This window comes from Streptomyces aquilus, assembly GCF_003955715.1.
Lineage (GTDB): Bacteria > Actinomycetota > Actinomycetes > Streptomycetales > Streptomycetaceae > Streptomyces > Streptomyces aquilus.
Genome location: NZ_CP034463.1, coordinates 3,030,948 through 3,048,468 on the forward strand (window position 1 = coordinate 3,030,948; position 17,521 = coordinate 3,048,468).

The following is a 17,521-nucleotide window of genomic DNA, read 5'->3' on the forward strand; positions in this document are numbered from 1 at the left end:
GACCCCAATGAGGGGGCTCACCGGTGCGTTCGGCGCACAGGGGAGCCAAGGAGGGTGGTACCGCGGGAGCGCGCCGAAGGCGGCGCAGGATATGACGTAGCTCTCGTCCCTCCGGACGGAAGGCAGCAAGTCCGCCGGAGGAAGACTGATGACGCAGTACCGCCAGGTGCCCGCCCAGGTCGATCTGCCCGCGCTCGAGCACGCGGTGCTCGACTTCTGGCGCGAGCAGAAGATCTTCGCCAAGTCCTTGGAGCAGTCCGAGGGCCGCCCCGAGTGGGTGTTCTACGAGGGCCCGCCCACCGCCAACGGCATGCCCGGGGCCCACCACATCGAGGCGCGCGTCTTCAAGGACGTCTTCCCCCGCTTCCGCACCATGCGCGGCTACCACGTGGCCCGCAAGGCCGGCTGGGACTGCCACGGCCTGCCGGTCGAGCTCGCGGTGGAGAAGGAGCTCGGCTTCAGCGGCAAGCCGGACATCGAGAAGTACGGCATCGCCGAGTTCAACGCCAAGTGCCGCGAGTCCGTGACCCGCCACACCGACGCCTTCACCGAGCTGACGACCCGCATGGGCTACTGGGTCGACCTGGACGACGCCTACCGCACGATGGACCCCGAGTACATCGAGTCGGTCTGGTGGTCGCTGAAGACGATCTTCGACAAGGGCCTGCTGGTCCAGGACCACCGCGTCGCCCCCTGGTGCCCGCGCTGCGGCACCGGCCTGTCGGACCACGAGCTGGCGCAGGGCTACGAGACGGTCGTCGACCCGTCCGTGTACGTCCGTTTCCCGCTCACCTCCGGTCCGCTCGCCGGCGAGGCCGCGCTCCTGGTCTGGACGACGACCCCCTGGACGCTGGTCTCCAACACCGCGGTCGCCGCGCACCCCGACGTCACCTACGTCGTCGCGACCAACGGCGAGGAGAAGCTCGTCGTCGCCGAGCCGCTCGTCGGCAAGGCGCTCGGCGAGGGCTGGGAGACCACCGGCCAGTCCTTCACGGGCGCCGAGATGGAGCGCTGGACGTATCAACGTCCGTTCGAGCTCGTGGAGTTCCCGGAGCCCGCCCACTACGTGGTGAACGCCGAGTACGTCACCACCGAGGACGGTACGGGTCTGGTCCACCAGTCCCCCGCCTTCGGTGAGGACGACCTCAAGGTCTGCCGCGCGTACGGCCTCCCGGTCGTGAACCCGGTCCGCCCGGACGGCACCTTCGAGGAGGACGTCCCGTTGGTCGGCGGTGTCTTCTTCAAGAAGGCGGACGAGAAGCTCACGGAAGACCTCCACGACCGCGGCCTCCTCTTCAAGCACATCCCGTACGAGCACAGCTACCCGCACTGCTGGCGCTGCCACACCGCGCTCCTCTACTACGCGCAGCCGTCCTGGTACATCCGCACCACGGCCATCAAGGACCGCCTCCTCCAGGAGAACGAGAACACCAACTGGTTCCCGGACACGGTCAAGCACGGCCGGTACGGCGACTGGCTGAACAACAACATCGACTGGGCGCTGTCCCGCAACCGCTACTGGGGCACCCCGCTGCCGATCTGGCGCTGCGAGGACGACCACCTGACCGTCGTCGGCTCCCGCGCGGAGCTCACCGAGCTGACCGGCGCCGACCAGTCGGACCTCGACCCGCACCGCCCGTTCATCGACGACGTCACCTTCGCCTGCCCCAAGGACGCCTGCGGCAAGACGGCCACGCGCGTGCCGGAGGTCATCGACGCCTGGTACGACTCGGGTTCGATGCCGTTCGCGCAGTGGGGCTACCCGTACAAGAACAAGGAGCTCTTCGAGAGCCGCTACCCGGCGCAGTTCATCTCGGAGGCCATCGACCAGACCCGCGGCTGGTTCTACACGCTGATGGCGGTGGGCACCCTGGTCTTCGACAAGTCGTCCTACGAGAACGTCGTCTGCCTCGGCCACATCCTCGCCGAGGACGGCCGGAAGATGTCCAAGCACCTGGGCAACATCCTCCAGCCGATCCCGCTGATGGACCAGCACGGCGCCGACGCGGTCCGCTGGTTCATGGCGGCCGGCGGCTCCCCGTGGGCGGCCCGCCGCGTGGGCCACGGCACGATCCAGGAGGTCGTCCGCAAGACGCTCCTGACGTACTGGAACACGGTCGCCTTCCAGGCCCTGTACGCCCGTACGTCGAACTGGGCGCCGTCCGCGGCCGATCCGGCCCCGGCCGACCGCCCGGTCCTGGACCGCTGGCTGCTCTCCGAACTCCACGCGCTCACCGACCAGGTGACGCAGGCTCTGGAGGCCTACGACACCCAGCGCGCCGGCAAGCTGCTCTCGGCGTTCGTCGACGACCTGTCCAACTGGTACGTCCGCCGCTCGCGTCGCCGCTTCTGGCAGGGCGACAAGGCCGCGCTGCGCACGCTGCACGAGGTCGTGGAGACGGTCACCAAGCTGATGGCCCCGCTGACCCCGTTCATCACCGAGCGGGTCTGGCAGGACCTGGTCGTCCCGGTCACGCCGGGCGCCCCGGAATCCGTCCACCTGTCCACCTGGCCGGAGGCGGACCTGTCCGCCATCGACCCGGAGCTGTCGCGGCAGATGGTCCTCGTCCGGCGCCTGGTCGAGCTGGGCCGTGCCACGCGCGCGGAGTCGGGCGTCAAGACCCGTCAGCCGCTGCGGCGCGCGCTGGTCGCGGTATCGGGCTTCGACACGCTGAACCCCGAACTGCACTCGCAGATCACGGAAGAGCTGAACGTCGAGTCGCTGGCGTCCCTCTCCGAGGTCGGCGGCAGCCTGGTCGACACCACTGCCAAGGCCAACTTCCGCGCCCTGGGCAAGCGGTTCGGCAAGCGCGTCCAGGACGTGGCGAAGGCGGTCGCGAACGCGGATGCCGCCGCCCTGTCCCTGGCGCTCCGCGAGGGCACGGCATCGGTGGAGGTCGACGGCGAGACGATCACGCTGGCACCCGACGAGGTCATCATCACGGAGACCCCGCGCGAGGGCTGGTCGGTGGCGTCCGACTCCGGCGCGACGGTCGCCCTGGACCTGGAGATCACGGAGGAGCTGAAGCAGGCGGGCCTGGCCCGTGACGCGATCCGCCTGATCCAGGAGGCCCGCAAGAACAGCGGCCTGGACGTGGCCGACCGCATCGCCCTGCGCTGGACGTCCACGGACCCGGCGGTGATCGCGGCCCTGACCGAACACGCGGGCCTGATCGCCGACGAGGTCCTGTCGACGGACTTCGCCCAGGGTGAGGCGGACGACACGTTCGGCGCCCCGTTCACGGACGAGGGCCTGTCCCTGACGTTCCGCCTGCGCAAGGCGTAACAAGGGCACGGCCTACGAGGGCCCGGTCTCCCGTCCGCGGAGACCGGGCCTTTGCCGTACCTCTGCATGGCAAAGGCTGCGCCCACGCCCCCACACCACCCCACCCCACCCCACGAGATCAACCCGCGTAAAAGGGGCGAGCCCCGGACCGAAGTCCAGGGCTCGCCCCTTTGAACGCTGCCGACGCCTAAGGCGTACTACAACTCGTCAGTTGTCGTCCTCGTCGATCAGGAACCCGCGCATCGGCGAGGGGGCCTGCCCCATCGGCGACGGACCCTGCGGCCGGACCGGAGCCATCGGCTGGGTCATCGCGGGCGACATCTGCTGCTGACCGCCGTAGGACGGGGCGGCCGGCGCCGGAGCACCGCCCATGCCGCCCGGGTTCCCACCGTACGACGGGGCGCTCGCACCGGCCGGGGCCATCGAGGGCGCCGGGGACGGCGGAAGCGACGCGGTCGCCGGGGTACGCGGCGGAGCCAGCGAGTCGTCGGCCTGGGTCTCCAGCTGACGCAGCTGCGACTCCAGGTAGGACTTCAGGCGGGTGCGGTACTCGCGCTCGAAGCCGCGCAGATCCTCGACCTTGCGCTCCAGCGTGGCGCGGGCGGACTCCAGGGAGCCCATCGCGACGCGGTGCTTCTCCTGCGCGTCCCGCTCCAGGGCGTCGGCCTTGGCACGGGCGTCACGCTCGAGACCCTCGGCACGCGAACGCGCCTCGCCGACGATCTTGTTGGCCTCGGAACGGGCCTCGGCGATCGCCTGGTCGGCGGTCTGCTGGGCCAGCGAGAGGACACGGGCGGCGCTGTCGCCACCGGGACCCTGACCGGGGCCGCCCATCGGACCGCCCATGGGGCCGCCCATCGGGCCACCCATCTGCTGCTGCATGGGCGGCTGACCACCCATGGGGCCCTGACCCATCGGGCCCTGACCCATCGGACCCTGGCCCATCGGACCGGGACCCTGCGGGCCACCCTGCCCACTGGGACCGGCGGGCAGCTGCGGCGCACCGCTCGGCAGCTGGGGCGGGCCGCCCATGGGGCCGCCCATCTGCTGCTGCGGCGGGCCAGATATGCCGGCCGGCACGGGGCCGCCCGGTCCTCGCATGCCCTGCTGCGGCATCCCCTGCTGAGGCATACCCTGCTGCTGGTCCTGCGGACCGGGACCGCCAGGACCCTCCGGAGGCTTGCGCATGTTCTGCTGGTTCTGCGCAGCGGCGCGCGTGGCCGCGGCCAGCTTGGCGCGCAGGTCCTCGTTCTCGCGGAGCAAGCGGGTCAGTTCGGCTTCGACCTCATCGAGGAAGGCATCGACCTCGTCCTCGTCATAGCCTTCTCGGAGGCGGACGGTCGTGAACTGCTTGTTCCGCACGTCCTCGGGGGTCAACGGCATCTCTTCACCTCAACGTAGTCGTCGGCATCGGCAAGACGGTAGTTCACATCGCTCACAGCCGGCTCACGATCGAGATCAGGATGTAGACGATGATCATCAGTACGAAGAAGGACAGGTCGAGCGCCACGCCCCCGAGACGCAGCGGCGGAATGAACCGCCGCAAAAGCTTGAGCGGTGGATCGGTGACAGTGTAGGTGGCCTCCAGAACGACCACCATCGCCTTGCCGGGTTGCCACGAGCGGGCGAACTGGAAGACGTAGTCCATGACCAACCGGAAGATGAGCACGATCAGGAAGCACATCAGCGCGATGTAGACGACATCCAGAACCACGCTCATGACCTGTGCTTCCCTCTCCCCTGTTTCCGTGCTGCCGGGTACTACTTGTACTGCTGTTTCCGGCCTTGCGTCTCAGCTCTGGTTGAAGAACCCGCCCTCTGCGATACGGGCCTTGTCCTCCGCCGTGACATCGACGTTAGCAGGCGACAACAGGAACACCTTCTGCGTCACCCGCTCGATGCTGCCGTGAAGACCAAACACCAAACCGGCCGCAAAGTCGACAAGTCGCTTCGCATCTGTGTCATCCATCTCAGTGAGATTCATGATCACAGGGGTGCCCTCACGGAAGTGTTCCCCGATGGTACGGGCCTCGTTGTAGGTCCGCGGGTGAAGTGTGGTGATCCGGTAAGGCTCTCGTTCGGACACGACCTTGGGCATGATCACCGGTGCGTTCTTCTCCAGGCTCTGGCGTTCTTGTGTGATGGACGCCACGGGCGCGATGCGCGCCGGACGTCCGGATTCCGCGGCTAGCGAAGCGGAACGTGCGACCGGTTCACGCGGGGTGGACGGCTGTACGATTCGCACCTCTTCGTCCCTTTGGGACTGATGTGCACTGTGCGACTGGTGCACGGGCTCGTGCCGCCGGTGGTCCCGCTCGGGCTCCGGGTCCAGTTCGGGTTCGAAGTCGTCGTCGGGGTCGAAACCTCGGCCGTCGTACCCATCGTCCTCCACGAGGCCGAGGTAGACCGCCATCTTGCGCATCGCGCCGGCCATGCTCTGAGTCCTCCGCTCTGTGGTGGATCTGCTGACGACTGCCAAGTGCCTGCGATCCACGAGGTCGTTACGCCCGCCTTTCGGCGGTAATGACCATATTTTCTGCTGTGGTCCGACTTCTTGGCGACGTTACCCGAGCCTCGCGCGGACTCCGAGTACCGCGGTACCGACGCGTACATGTGTCGCTCCGGCGGCCACGGCCTGTTCGAGATCCGCACTCATCCCTGCCGAGACCATGTTCGCAGCCGGATGGGCTCGGCGCAGGTCGGTCGACAAATCCATCAACCGCTCGAACGCCGCGAGTTCGCGTCCCGCGTAAGGGCCGGTGAGGGGTGCGACGGTCATCAGACCCGCCAGCCGCAACCCCGGCGCCGCCGCCACAAGCTCGCCCAACTCTTCGATTCCGTCGGGCGCGACGCCCCCGCGCTCCCCGCGGCCGCCTTCGTTCGCGTCGAGCGCGACCTGGATCAGACAGCCGAGTTCCCGCCCCTGCCGCTCCGCTTCCCTGGAGAGCGTCGTGACGAGTCGAGCCCGGTCGACCGAATGCACCATATCGGCATAACCAGTCACGGAACGCACCTTGTTGGTCTGTAGCTGACCCACGAAATGCCAAGTCAGTGGCAGATCAGAACATTCGGCGGCCTTGGGTGCCGCGTCCTGGTCCTTGTTCTCGGCGACGTCGCGGACACCGAGTTCCGAGAGGATCCGCACATCGCTCGCGGGGTAGGTCTTGGTGACCACGATCAGGGTCACCTCTTCACGCTTGCGCCCCGCGGCCACGCACGCGGCGGCGATGCGCTCCTCCACCTTCGCCAGATTTGCGGCGAGTTCGCCCTTACGGTCCGTCATGCTCTCTCAGTCCAGCCAGACATATCCCGCGAGTCGCCCCGTGGTGCGCTCGCGGCGGTACGAGAAGTGGTCGCGCGACTCCAGCGTGCACACCGGCGACTGCTCCCGGTCGCGCACCCCGAGCCGGTCGAGCTGCGCGTGCACTCCGGCGGTCACGTCGACGGCGGGAGTGCCCCAACTCGTCTCGGCGTGCGCCGCCGGTTCGACGGCGGCGACCTCGGCGCGCATCGCGTCCGGGACTTCGTAGCAGCGCCCGCACACCGCGGGCCCGGTGCGGGCGATGATCCGGCCGGGCTCGGCGCCGAGTTCGGTCATGGCCCGTACGGCGGCGGGGACGACCCCGGCGACCATGCCCGGCCGCCCCGCATGCGCCGCGGCGACGACGTTGGCGACCGGGTCGGCGAGCAGGACGGGCGTGCAGTCGGCGGTGAGGACGGCGAGGGCGAGACCGCGTTCGGCGGTGACGACCGCGTCGACCCGCGGCACCGGCCGGTCCCCCCACGCCTCGGAGACCACCGCCGCCTCCGCCCCGTGCACCTGGTTCATCCAGACCACCCGCGCCGGGTCGATCCCCAGCGACTTGGCGGCCAGTTCGCGATTCGTACGGACGGCGTCGGCGTCGTCGCCGACCGCTCCGCCGAGGTTGAGCTCCTCGTACGGAACGGCGCTCACCCCGCCCCACCGGTCGGTGAAGGCGAAGTGCGCGCCGCTCACGGTCTCGCGCTGTCCTATCACTTCAGGAAGTCCGGCACGTCCAGTTCCTCGGCCGCGCTGTCCGAGTAGGTGCGCGACGGCGGGACCGGCGGGGCGACCGGGAGGTCGGCGACCGGCTCCGGCGCGGGCTCCGGCTCCTCCTTCGGTGTGACGCTGCCGAGCGAGCCGAAGGACGGGCGGGACTCGGTCTGCCGTACCGGAGTCGGCTCTTCGCGGCGGCCCGAGTTGGAGGTCGAGCCGAGGACGGTGTCCCGGCGGGCCGGCGGCTGGCCGCCGTCGAAGCCGGCGGCGATGACCGTGACGCGGACCTCGTCGCCGAGGGCGTCGTCGATGACCGCGCCGAAGATGATGTTGGCCTCGGGGTGCGCGGCCTCGCTCACCAGCTGGGCGGCCTCGTTGATCTCGAACAGGCCGAGGTCGGAGCCACCGGAGATGGAGAGCAGCACACCACGGGCGCCGTCGATGGACGCCTCCAGGAGCGGCGAGGAGATCGCCATCTCGGCTGCGGCCACCGCGCGGTCGTCGCCGCGGGCCGAGCCGATGCCCATGAGGGCCGAACCGGCCTCGGACATGACCGACTTGACGTCGGCGAAGTCGAGGTTGATCAGGCCGGGCGTGGTGATGAGGTCGGTGATGCCCTGGACGCCGGAGAGCAGGACCTGGTCGGCCGACTTGAAGGCGTCGAGGACCGAGACCTGGCGGTCCGAGATGGACAGCAGCCGGTCGTTGGGGATGACGATGAGGGTGTCGACCTCTTCGCGGAGTTCCGCGATGCCGTCCTCGGCCTGGTTGGCGCGGCGCCGTCCCTCGAAGGTGAACGGGCGCGTGACCACGCCGATGGTGAGGGCGCCCAGGTTGCGTGCGATGTTGGCCACGACGGGCGCGCCGCCGGTGCCGGTGCCGCCGCCTTCACCGGCCGTCACGAAGACCATGTCGGCCCCCTTGAGGACCTCCTCGATCTCCTCGCGGTGGTCCTCGGCGGCCTTGCGTCCGACGGCCGGGTTGGCGCCGGCGCCGAGTCCACGGGTGAGTTCACGGCCGACGTCGAGCTTCACGTCGGCGTCGCTCATCAACAGCGCCTGCGCGTCGGTGTTGATGGCGATGAACTCGACGCCCTTGAGACCGACCTCGATCATCCGGTTGATGGCATTGACACCACCGCCGCCGACACCGATGACTTTGATGACTGCGAGGTAGTTCTGCGGTGCTGCCACGTCGAAGGCCTCTCGCCTCGAGTTACGTGTCGTCGTCTCGCGTGGTCATGCGATACGACGACGGATGCCGAATGGGACGGTCCATAGTGCCGACCCGAACCCTAACGTTGAAGTTTAGGGTTACCAGTGTGTCTGTTCCCTGGAGTCTTCTGAACAGGACACTAAGTCGACAAGTGGCGCACGTTCAACGAACACGCCGAACCTCCCGTTTTTCTTTTCACCCTATGTGATCAGCCGTAGCGGTAGCCAACCAGGGTGCTGGCCTGCGCGGATGTACGTCAACTCCCTGATGACGCAGGGGCGGTGGGAACCGAGACGTCGAAGTGCCGCGCACCGGGCGCCGCTTTCAGCAGAGCGGTGAGCGTACGGGCCTTCGCAGCACCCTTCTCGCCGCTCCCCCACGCGACGGTCCGGCCGTCGCTCAACTCCAGCGAGATGTCGTCGTACGAACGCACCTTGACGGTCCGGGTCGTGCGGGCGACGGCGGCCGGAATGTCACCGGCGACGCGTACCGCCTCGCGCACCAGCCGGTCGTCGCCGAAGCGGCGCAGGCTCGCGGTGGCGGAGCTGGACTCCGGGGGCGCCAATTCGAGCGCGGGGACGCCTTTCGGGGCCCGGGAAACCGTGGCAAAACGGACGCCGTCATCGTCCACTTCGACAAACTTTCCGCCCTTTTCGACAATCAGAACCGGAGTGCGCTCGACCACTTTCAGCCCGATTCCGTGCGGCCAGGAGCGAGTCACGTCAACCGAGTCAATTCGGGGCAATTTCCGGAGCAAGCGCGCCTCAATCGCATCGGTGTCGACGGAAATCAACGGCGATCCGAGCGGTACGTCGGCAGCCTCGCGCACCTGTGCGGGCGTCAGCACACCGGTGCCGGAGACCGACACCCGTTCCACGCGCAGCCATTGGGAGCCGTAGAGCGCCCAGACGCCACCGGCGCCGAGGAGGACCAGCGCGACGGCGAGAATGATGATCGTACGAGGCCGGGGCGGCCTCAGCCGTCGGACAGGGGGCGGAACGGACGACTCCTGCTGGCGTTCACCGCGTTCGGCAGTGGTCGGTCCGGCCACGCTCCCTGCCCTTCGGTCATGCGTCCCTAGTGACGTGCACGGTTGGCGGCGATCGCCTCGTACACCATGCCGACGAGCAGGTCGTCGGCGTCCCGGCGGCCGAACTCGGCGGCGGCGCGGGACATCTGGTACAGCCGGTGCGGGTCGGCGAGCACGGGCAGGACGTTCTGCTGGACCCACTGCGGGGTGAGTTCCGCGTCGTCGACGAGCAGACCGCCGCCCGCCTTGACCACCGGCTGGGCGTTGAGCCGCTGTTCGCCGTTGCCGATGGGCAGCGGGACGTAGGCGGCCGGGAGTCCGACGGCGGAGAGCTCGGCGACGGTCATCGCGCCCGCGCGGCAGAGCATCATGTCGGCCGCGGCGTACGCGAGGTCCATCCGGTCCACGTACGGTACCGGGATGTACGGCGGCATCCCCGGCATATGGTGCACCTGCGGCAGTTCGTTCTTCGGGCCGACCGCGTGCAGGATCTGGATGCCGGCCTGCTGGAGCCAGGGGGCGACCTGCTGGACGACCTCGTTGAGCCGGCGGGCGCCCTGGGAGCCGCCGGAGACCAGGAGGGTCGGCAGGTTCGGGTCGAGGCCGAACGCCGCGCGGGCCTCGGGGCGGACGGCGGCCCGGTCGAGTGTGGCGATGGTGCGGCGCAGCGGGATGCCGATGTAGCGGGCGTCGCGCAGCTTGCTGTCCGGGGTGGAGACGGCGACCTTGGCGGCGTAGCGCGAGCCGATCTTGTTGGCCAGGCCGGGGCGTGCGTTGGCCTCGTGGATCACGATGGGCACGCCAAGGCGCTTGGCGGCGAGGTAGCCGGGCAGGGCCACGTAACCGCCGAAGCCGACCACCGCGTCCGCCTTGGTGCGCTCCAGGACCTGCTCCGCGGCCTTGATCGTGCCGCGCAGTCGGCCCGGCACGGTGATCAGCTCGGGTGTGGGCTTGCGTGGCAGCGGTACGGCGGGGATCAGCGCGAGTTCGTAGCCGCGCTCGGGGACGAGACGAGTCTCGAGGCCGCGCTCCGTGCCCAGGGCCGTGATTCCCACGGTCGGGTCCTGCCTGCGCAGGGCGTCCGCGAGGGCGAGCGCGGGCTCGATGTGGCCGGCGGTCCCCCCACCGGCGAGTACGACATGCACCGAAATTCACCGCTCTCCGGACGTACGTGCCGCCGAGGCACGCCGTCGCATCGTGTTCCATCTCCGCGGCTCCCTGGTCCGAGCGGAGCCCCCGGCACCCCGCTTTCTACCAAAGCGGGGTTGCCGCATCGCAAGCGCGGCCCGCGCAGCGGGCTCGTCACGAGCGAAGGCGATCAGCAGCCCGATCGCGAACATGGTCGGCAGCAGGGCGGAACCTCCGTAGGAGAACAGCGGGAGGGGGACGCCGGCGATCGGCAGCAGGCCGAGCACCGCACCGATGTTGATCACCGCCTGCGCGGTGATCCAGGTGGTCACGCCTCCCGCGGCATACCTGACGAAGGGGTCCTCCGTGCGGCCGGCCACGCGGATACCCGCATAGCCTAGAGCCGCGAACAGGGCCAGCACCGACAGCGTCCCCGCCAGGCCCAGTTCCTCACCGGTGACGGCGAAGATGAAGTCCGTGTGCGCTTCGGGCAGTTGCCCCCATTTTTCCACACTCGCGCCGAGCCCGGAGCCGAAGATTCCGCCAGAGGCCAGGGCGTAGATGCCGTGCACGGCCTGCCAGCAGTCGGCTCCCGCGGAGCGGGGCTCGGTGGCGCCGATGCAGGCGAGCCGGGCCATCCGGTTGGGGCTGGTCTTGATGAGGATCAGGCCGATCAGACCGGCGATCGACAGCACCCCCACGAACAGCCGGGTCGGCGCTCCCGCGAGCCACAACAGGCCGAAAAGGATCGCCGTCAGGATGATCGCGGTCCCCATGTCGCCGCCGAGCATGATCAGCCCGAGCAGCATGAAGGCGACCGGGACGAGCGGCACCAGCATGTGCTTCCACTGGGTCAGCAGCTTCTTGTCCTGCTTGCGCGCGAGCAGGTCGGCGCCCCACAGGACGAGCGCGAGCTTGCCGAACTCGCTGGGCTGGATCTGGAAGGAGCCGCCGAGCGAGATCCAGTTCTGGTTGCCGTTGACCGCCATCCCTATCCCCGGCACCTGCACCAGGGCCATCAGGAAGACCGCGCCCGCGAGGATCGGGTAGGCCAGCGCCCGGTGCAGCTTCACCGGCATCCGCGAGGCCACGAGCAGCAGCCCGGCGCCGATCGCCGCGGCCAGCAGCTGCTTGCGGAAGAAGTACGAGCCCGGCAGCGACATCTGCAACGCCTTGATCTGGGAGGCCGAGTAGACCATCACCAGCCCCAGCACGGTGATCAGCAGGCTGCCGCCGAGGATCAGGTAGTACGCGGTCAGCGGCCGGTCCCAGGCCTTCTTCGCGCGTAGGTAGAGCTGTCGTACGGGATTGTCGCGCACGGTCCGGGAGGCGGCGGGACGTCTGACGGTCCGCTGCACGGGCGGTCGGCCGGTACGGCTGCTGGGCATCAGAGCCTCCGCTACGTCGGTCAGGAGCCGAGTTCGCGAACCGCCTCCGCGAACGCGTCACCGCGCTTGTTGTAGTTGGTGAACATGTCCATGGAGGCGCAGGCCGGGGCCAGCAGCACCGTGTCGCCGGGCTGAGCCAGCCGCTTCGCTTCCGTCACCGCCTGGAGCATCGCCCCAGTGTCGGTCCGGTCGAGGTCGACGACGGGTACTTCCGGCGCGTGTCGCGCGAGGGCTTCGCGGATCAGGGCCCGGTCGGCGCCGATCAGCACCACGCCCCGAAGTCGCTTTGCCGACTTGGCGACCAGCTCGTCGAAGGAGGCCCCCTTGGCGAGCCCGCCGGCGATCCACACGATGGACTCGTACGCCGCCAACGAGGCTTCCGCGGCGTGGGTGTTGGTGGCCTTGGAGTCGTCGACGTAGGCGACGCCGTCCACGTCGGCCACGTGCGCGATGCGGTGGGCGTCCGGGGTGAAGGCCCGCAGACCGTCCCGTACGGCCTTGGCGGGCACCCCGAAGGCGCGCGCGAGGGCCGCCGCCGCAAGGGCGTTGGCGATGTTGTGCGGGGCCGGCGGGTTGACGTCGGAGACCTCGGCGAGTTCCTGGGCGTTCTTCTGCCGGTTCTCCACGAAGGCGCGGTCGACCAGGATGCCGTCCACGACGCCGAGTTGGGAGGGGCCGGGCGAGCCGAGGGTGAAGCCGATGGCCCGGCAGCCCTCCTCGACGTCGGCCTCGCGGACCAGGTCCTCGGTGGCCTTGTCGGCGACGTTGTAGACGCAGGCGACGCGATTGCCCTCGTAGATGCGGCCCTTGTCGCGTGCGTACGCCTCCATCGAGCCGTGCCAGTCGAGGTGGTCCGGCGCGAGGTTCAGCACGGCGGCGGAGTGGGCGCGCAGGGAGGGCGCCCAGTGGAGCTGGTAGCTCGACAACTCCACGGCCAGGACGTCGTACCGCTCCTCGCCGAGCACCGCGTCCAGCACCGAGATCCCGATGTTGCCGACGGCCGCCGTGCGCAGGCCCGCCGCCTTCAGGATGGCCGCCAGCATCTGGGTGGTCGTGGTCTTGCCGTTGGTGCCGGTGATCGCGAGCCAGGGGGCCGCGTCGGGACCCCGCAGGCGCCAGGCGAGTTCGACGTCGCCCCAGATCTCCACGCCGGCCGCGCGGGCCGCCTCGAACAGCGGCTTGTCCGGCTTCCAGCCGGGTGCGGTGACGATGAGGTCGGTGCCCTCGGGCAGGGTCGCGCCGTCGCCGAGGCGGACGGTGATGCCGAGCGCCTCCAACTCGGCGGCCTGCTCACGCGCGCGTGCGTCGTCGCCGTCGTTGACGACCGTGACGAGCGCCCCGCGCGCGTGCAGCACCTTGGCCGCCGGGATGCCGGAGACGCCGAGTCCGGCGACCGTGACGTGCTTGCCCTGGAAGTCCGCGGACACCGAGGAGGTCACTTTTCTGCCGCCCATCCCGCGTAGAAGAGACCCAGGCCGACGATCACACAGATGCCCTGGATGATCCAGAAGCGGACCACCACGAGGACCTCGGACCAGCCCTTGAGTTCGAAGTGGTGCTGGAGCGGCGCCATCCGGAAGACCCGCTTGCCGGTCATCCGGAACGAGCCGACCTGGATGACCACCGACATGGTGATGAGGACGAAGAGGCCGCCCATGATGGCCACGAGCAGCTCCGTGCGGGAGCAGATGGCCAGACCCGTCAGGACACCGCCGAGCGCGAGCGAACCGGTGTCGCCCATGAAGATCTTGGCCGGCGAGGTGTTCCACCACAGGAAGCCGAGGCAGGCGCCCATCAGCGCCGAGGCGATGACCGCGAGGTCGAGCGGATCGCGCACCTCGTAACAGGCGTTGGGGTTGGTCAGGGTGCCCGCGTTGGCGCAGGACTCCTGGAACTGCCAGACGCCGATGAACGTGTAGGCGCCGAAGACGAGCACGGAGGCACCGGTGGCCAGGCCGTCCAGACCGTCCGTCAGGTTCACGCCGTTCGACATGGCGAGGATCATGAACAGCGCCCAGATCACGAACAGCACCGGGCCGATCTTCCAGCCGAAGTCCGTGATGAACGACAGCTTGTCGGAGGCCGGGGTGTTGTTGCGGGCGTCCGGGAACATCAGGGCGAGCACCGCGAAGCTGATGCCGACGATCAGCTGGCCGGCCATCTTCGCCTTGGCCCGCAGACCGAGCGAGCGCCGCTTGACGATCTTGATGTAGTCGTCGAGGAAGCCGACCAGACCCATGCCGACCATCAGGCCGAGCACCAACAGGCCCGAGTAGGTGGGCGGGTAGCCGGTGATGATCTTGGACAGGAAGTAGGCGGCGACCGTCGCGAGGATGAAGGCGATACCACCCATGGTCGGCGTACCGCGCTTGCTGGCGTGCTCGCGCGGGCCGTCGTCGCGGATGTACTGGCCGTAGCCCTTGCGGGCGAGCAGCTTGATCAGCAGCGGGGTGCCGACCAGGGTCAGGAACAGACCAATGACTCCTGCGAACAGGATCTGCTTCATCATCGGGCGGAAACCTCACCCTCGGCACCGGTCGCGAGCAGCGCCGCGGCGATGCTCTCCAGGCCGACCGAACGGGACGCCTTCACGAGAACGACGTCTCCCGGGCGCAGCTCGCTGCGCAACAGGTCGACCGCCGCCTGTGCGTCGGACACGTGCACCGACTCCTCACCCCACGAACCCTCGTTATATGCGCCCAGTTGCAGCCAGGACGCTTCCCTGCCCCCGACCGCGACGAGCTTGCTGACGTTGAGCCGGACGGCGAGCCGTCCGACCGCGTCGTGCTCGGCGAGCGCCTCGTCCCCGAGCTCGGCCATCTTGCCGAGCACCGCCCAGGTCCGCCGCCCCCGGCCCATGGCCACGAGCGCGCGCAGTGCGGCCCGCATGGATTCGGGGTTGGCGTTGTAGGCGTCGTTGACGACGGTCACGCCGTCCGGGCGCTCGGTGACCTCCATCCGCCAGCGGGAGAGGGAGCCCGCCTCGGAGAGCGCGGTGGCGATCTCTTCCGCGGACATGCCCAGCTCATGGGCGACGGCGGCCGCGGCGAGCGCGTTCGACACGTGGTGCTCACCGTACAGGCGCATGGTCACGTCGCTGTCACCGGAGGGTGTGCGAAGCCTGAAGGCCGGCTGTCCCGTGTCCGTGAGTCTCACGTTCTCGGCGCGTACGTCCGCTTCGTCGGACTCTCCGAAAAGGATCACCTTCGCCTTCGTACGGGACGCCATGGCCCGTACGAGAGGATCGTCGGCGTTGAGAATCGCCGCGCCCTCCTCCGGCAGCCCTTCCACGAGCTCGCCCTTGGCCTGCGCGATCTGCTCGCGACCGCCGAACTCGCCGATGTGGGCGGTGCCGACGTTGAGGACGAGGCCGATCTTCGGGGGCGTCAGTTCGGCGAGGTAGCGGATGTGGCCGATGCCGCGGGCGCCCATCTCCAGCACGAGGAACTGCGTCTCCTCGGTGGCGGACAGGGCGGTCAGCGGCAGCCCGATCTCGTTGTTGAGCGAGCCCGGCGTCCACACCGTCGGCGCCTTGCGCTGGAGCACCTGGGCGATGAGGTCCTTGGTGCTGGTCTTGCCCGCCGAGCCGGTCAGGGCGACGAGGGTCGCGCCGAGCCGTCGTACGACCTCACGCGCGAGGGCGCCGATCGCGGTCTGGACGTCGTCCACGACGATCGCGGGCACGCCGACGGGGCGCGACGCCAGCACGGCGGCCGCGCCCGCCTCGACGACCTGCGCCGCGAAGTCGTGGCCGTCGACGCGCTCGCCGACGAAGGCGACGAAGAGACTGCCGGGCTCCACTTCTCGGGAGTCCCGGACGACCGGCCCGGTGACCTGGACGGACGGATCCGGTATGTCGTGCGTCTGCCCGCCGACGACTGAGGCGATCTCGGCGAGAGAGAGGGCGATCACAAGTTCATCCCTGGGTCTTCTGGATGGCTTCTCGAAGCACCTGGCGGTCGTCGAACGGACGGACCACCCCGGCGATGTCCTGGCCCTGCTCATGGCCCTTGCCCGCGACCAGCACGGTGTCTCCGGGCCGTGCTCGGGCGACGGCTGCGGCGATCGCGGCGGCCCGGTCCTCGAAGACCTGGACCTCGCCGCGCTCGTGTACTGGCACGGACGCCGCGCCTTCGAGCATGGTTGCGAGGATCGCGAGCGGGTCCTCGGAGCGGGGGTTGTCGGAGGTCAGTACGGCGGTGTCGGCGAGCCGCGCCACGGCGGCGCCCATGGGCGCGCGCTTGGTCCGGTCGCGGTCGCCGCCGCAGCCGAGCACGACGTGCAGGCTGCCCTCGGTGACCTTGCGGAGCGCCTTGAGGACGGACTCGACGGCGTCGGTCTTGTGGGCGTAGTCCACGACCGCGAGATACGGCTGTCCGGCGTCCACGCGCTCCAGGCGCCCCGGCACGCCCGGCACCGCGGCGACGCCGTCGGCGGCGGTCTGCGGATCGAGCCCGGCGACGGCGAGGGCGACGATCGCGGCGAGGGTGTTGGCCACGTTGAAGGGGCCCGCCAGCGGCGACCGGGCGTGGATGCGCTCGCCCTCGGGGCCGATCACGGTGAACGTCGAGTCCATCGGGCCGACCTGGACGTTCTCGGCGCGCCAGGCGGCGTCGGGGTGGCCCTCGGCGGAGAAGGTGACGACCGGGACCGTGGCCTCCTCGACGAGGCGGCGGCCGTACTCGTCGTCGAAGTTGACGACGCCGAGTCTGCTGCGTTTCGGCGTGAAGAGCTGTGCCTTGGCCCGGAAGTAGTCCTCCATGTCGGAGTGGAACTCCATGTGTTCCGGGCTGAGGTTGGTGAAGACGCCGATGTCGAAGACGCAGCCGTCGACCCGGCCGAGCACCAGGGCGTGGCTGGAGACCTCCATCGCGACCGCCTCGACGCCGCGCTCGCGCATGACCGCGAACAGGGCCTGGAGATCGGTGGCTTCGGGGGTGGTGCGCTCGGACTTGATGCGCTCGTCGCCGATCCGCATCTCGACCGTGCCGATCAGACCGGTGTTGTTCTTGGTCTTCAGGCCGCCCTCGACGAGGTAGGCGGTGGTGGTCTTGCCGGAGGTGCCGGTGATGCCGATCTGGAGCAGGTCGCGGCCCGGGTGGCCGTAGATGGTGGCCGCCAGTTCGCCCATCCGCGCGCGCGGGTCGTCCACGACCAGGACCGGCAGACCGGTCGCCGCGGCGCGCTCGGCGCCGGTCGGGTCGGTGAGCACGGCGACCGCGCCGAGGCCGGCGGCCTGGGTGACGAAGTCGGCGCCGTGCAGGCGGGCGCCCGGGAGGGCGGCGTACAGGTCGCCGGGGCGGACCGCGCGCGAGTCATGGGTGATGCCCGTGACCTCGGCGGTGCTGTCCGGCTGCTCGACACCCAGCTGATCGGCGAGTTCCGCGAGGGGTGTTGCGGAGACCCGGACCGGCCGGGGCGGTCCCGGATATGTCACGGGATGGCCCTTCTGGGTG

General features: G+C 69.6%; 14 protein-coding genes. 1 reads left to right on the plus strand and 13 read right to left on the minus strand.

The genetic code is table 11. The features are described 5' to 3' along the window. Positions 1–148: 148 nt before the first annotated feature. On the plus strand, positions 149–3,286 hold the full coding sequence (gene ileS / locus EJC51_RS14000) for an isoleucine--tRNA ligase (protein WP_126271382.1): 3,138 nt from the start codon (positions 149–151) through the stop codon (positions 3,284–3,286). A 207-nt stretch (positions 3,287–3,493) separates the two neighbouring features. Here ileS and EJC51_RS14005 read toward each other — a convergent pair whose 3' ends face one another. The 13 genes from EJC51_RS14005 to EJC51_RS14065 form a co-directional block, all read right to left on the minus strand. Then, entirely contained in the window at positions 3,494–4,669 is a 1,176-nt protein-coding gene (locus EJC51_RS14005) for a DivIVA domain-containing protein (protein WP_126271383.1), read from the minus strand. A 52-nt stretch (positions 4,670–4,721) separates the two neighbouring features. Then, positions 4,722–5,006, minus strand: coding sequence for a YggT family protein (locus EJC51_RS14010; protein WP_007448661.1), 285 nt, complete (start codon positions 5,004–5,006; stop codon positions 4,722–4,724). A 72-nt stretch (positions 5,007–5,078) separates the two neighbouring features. After that, positions 5,079–5,720 carry a cell division protein SepF gene (locus tag EJC51_RS14015; RefSeq protein ID WP_079311103.1) on the minus strand — a complete coding sequence of 214 codons (642 nt, stop codon included), beginning with the start codon at positions 5,718–5,720 and terminating at the stop codon, positions 5,079–5,081. A gap of 129 nt (positions 5,721–5,849) precedes the next feature. Next, positions 5,850–6,569, minus strand: a complete 720-nt coding sequence (locus EJC51_RS14020) for a YggS family pyridoxal phosphate-dependent enzyme (RefSeq protein WP_126271384.1) — start codon at positions 6,567–6,569, stop codon at positions 5,850–5,852. A gap of 6 nt (positions 6,570–6,575) precedes the next feature. After that, positions 6,576–7,304, minus strand: a complete 729-nt coding sequence (pgeF, locus tag EJC51_RS14025) for a peptidoglycan editing factor PgeF (RefSeq protein ID WP_126271385.1) — start codon at positions 7,302–7,304, stop codon at positions 6,576–6,578. Further along, a complete protein-coding gene (gene ftsZ / locus EJC51_RS14030; RefSeq protein ID WP_126271386.1) occupies positions 7,301–8,497 on the minus strand; it encodes a cell division protein FtsZ in 1,197 nt (398 codons plus the stop codon). The genes pgeF and ftsZ overlap by 4 nt, the downstream gene beginning before the upstream one ends. Positions 8,498–8,775: 278 nt before the next feature. Further along, positions 8,776–9,570: a cell division protein FtsQ gene (ftsQ, locus tag EJC51_RS14035; protein ID WP_126271387.1), complete on the minus strand. Its 795-nt coding sequence runs from the start codon at positions 9,568–9,570 to the stop codon at positions 8,776–8,778. 26 nt (positions 9,571–9,596) lie between these two features. Continuing rightward, positions 9,597–10,694 carry an undecaprenyldiphospho-muramoylpentapeptide beta-N-acetylglucosaminyltransferase gene (gene murG / locus EJC51_RS14040; RefSeq protein ID WP_079311106.1) on the minus strand — a complete coding sequence of 366 codons (1,098 nt, stop codon included), beginning with the start codon at positions 10,692–10,694 and terminating at the stop codon, positions 9,597–9,599. Between the two features lie 6 nt (positions 10,695–10,700). Continuing rightward, positions 10,701–12,065, minus strand: a complete 1,365-nt coding sequence (ftsW, locus tag EJC51_RS14045) for a putative lipid II flippase FtsW (RefSeq protein ID WP_126271388.1) — start codon at positions 12,063–12,065, stop codon at positions 10,701–10,703. 20 nt (positions 12,066–12,085) lie between these two features. After that, entirely contained in the window at positions 12,086–13,519 is a 1,434-nt protein-coding gene (murD, locus tag EJC51_RS14050; RefSeq protein ID WP_425276790.1) for a UDP-N-acetylmuramoyl-L-alanine--D-glutamate ligase, read from the minus strand. Further along, complete coding sequence (mraY, locus tag EJC51_RS14055; RefSeq protein WP_179143513.1) at positions 13,501–14,574, minus strand: phospho-N-acetylmuramoyl-pentapeptide-transferase; 1,074 nt, start codon at positions 14,572–14,574, stop codon at positions 13,501–13,503. Before mraY ends, murD begins: the two co-directional genes overlap by 19 nt. Then, entirely contained in the window at positions 14,571–15,977 is a 1,407-nt protein-coding gene (locus EJC51_RS14060; protein WP_126271389.1) for a UDP-N-acetylmuramoyl-tripeptide--D-alanyl-D-alanine ligase, read from the minus strand. Before EJC51_RS14060 ends, mraY begins: the two co-directional genes overlap by 4 nt. 4 nt (positions 15,978–15,981) lie before the next feature. Further along, positions 15,982–17,502: a UDP-N-acetylmuramoyl-L-alanyl-D-glutamate--2,6-diaminopimelate ligase gene (locus EJC51_RS14065; protein WP_126271390.1), complete on the minus strand. Its 1,521-nt coding sequence runs from the start codon at positions 17,500–17,502 to the stop codon at positions 15,982–15,984. Between the last annotated feature and the right edge of the window lie 19 nt (positions 17,503–17,521).

Excerpts from the sequence above, each read along its gene's own strand:
- ileS (WP_126271382.1), top strand. The coding sequence starts at position 149 with ATGACGCAGTACCGCCAGGTGCCCGCCCAGGTCGATCTGCCCGCGCTC.
- EJC51_RS14005 (WP_126271383.1), bottom strand. The coding sequence starts at position 4,669 with ATGCCGTTGACCCCCGAGGACGTGCGGAACAAGCAGTTCACGACCGTC.
- EJC51_RS14010 (WP_007448661.1), bottom strand. The coding sequence starts at position 5,006 with ATGAGCGTGGTTCTGGATGTCGTCTACATCGCGCTGATGTGCTTCCTG.
- EJC51_RS14015 (WP_079311103.1), bottom strand. The coding sequence starts at position 5,720 with ATGGCCGGCGCGATGCGCAAGATGGCGGTCTACCTCGGCCTCGTGGAG.
- EJC51_RS14020 (WP_126271384.1), bottom strand. The coding sequence starts at position 6,569 with ATGACGGACCGTAAGGGCGAACTCGCCGCAAATCTGGCGAAGGTGGAG.
- ftsW (WP_126271388.1), bottom strand. The coding sequence starts at position 12,065 with ATGCCCAGCAGCCGTACCGGCCGACCGCCCGTGCAGCGGACCGTCAGA.
- murD (WP_425276790.1), bottom strand. The coding sequence starts at position 13,519 with ATGGGCGGCAGAAAAGTGACCTCCTCGGTGTCCGCGGACTTCCAGGGC.
- mraY (WP_179143513.1), bottom strand. The coding sequence starts at position 14,574 with ATGATGAAGCAGATCCTGTTCGCAGGAGTCATTGGTCTGTTCCTGACC.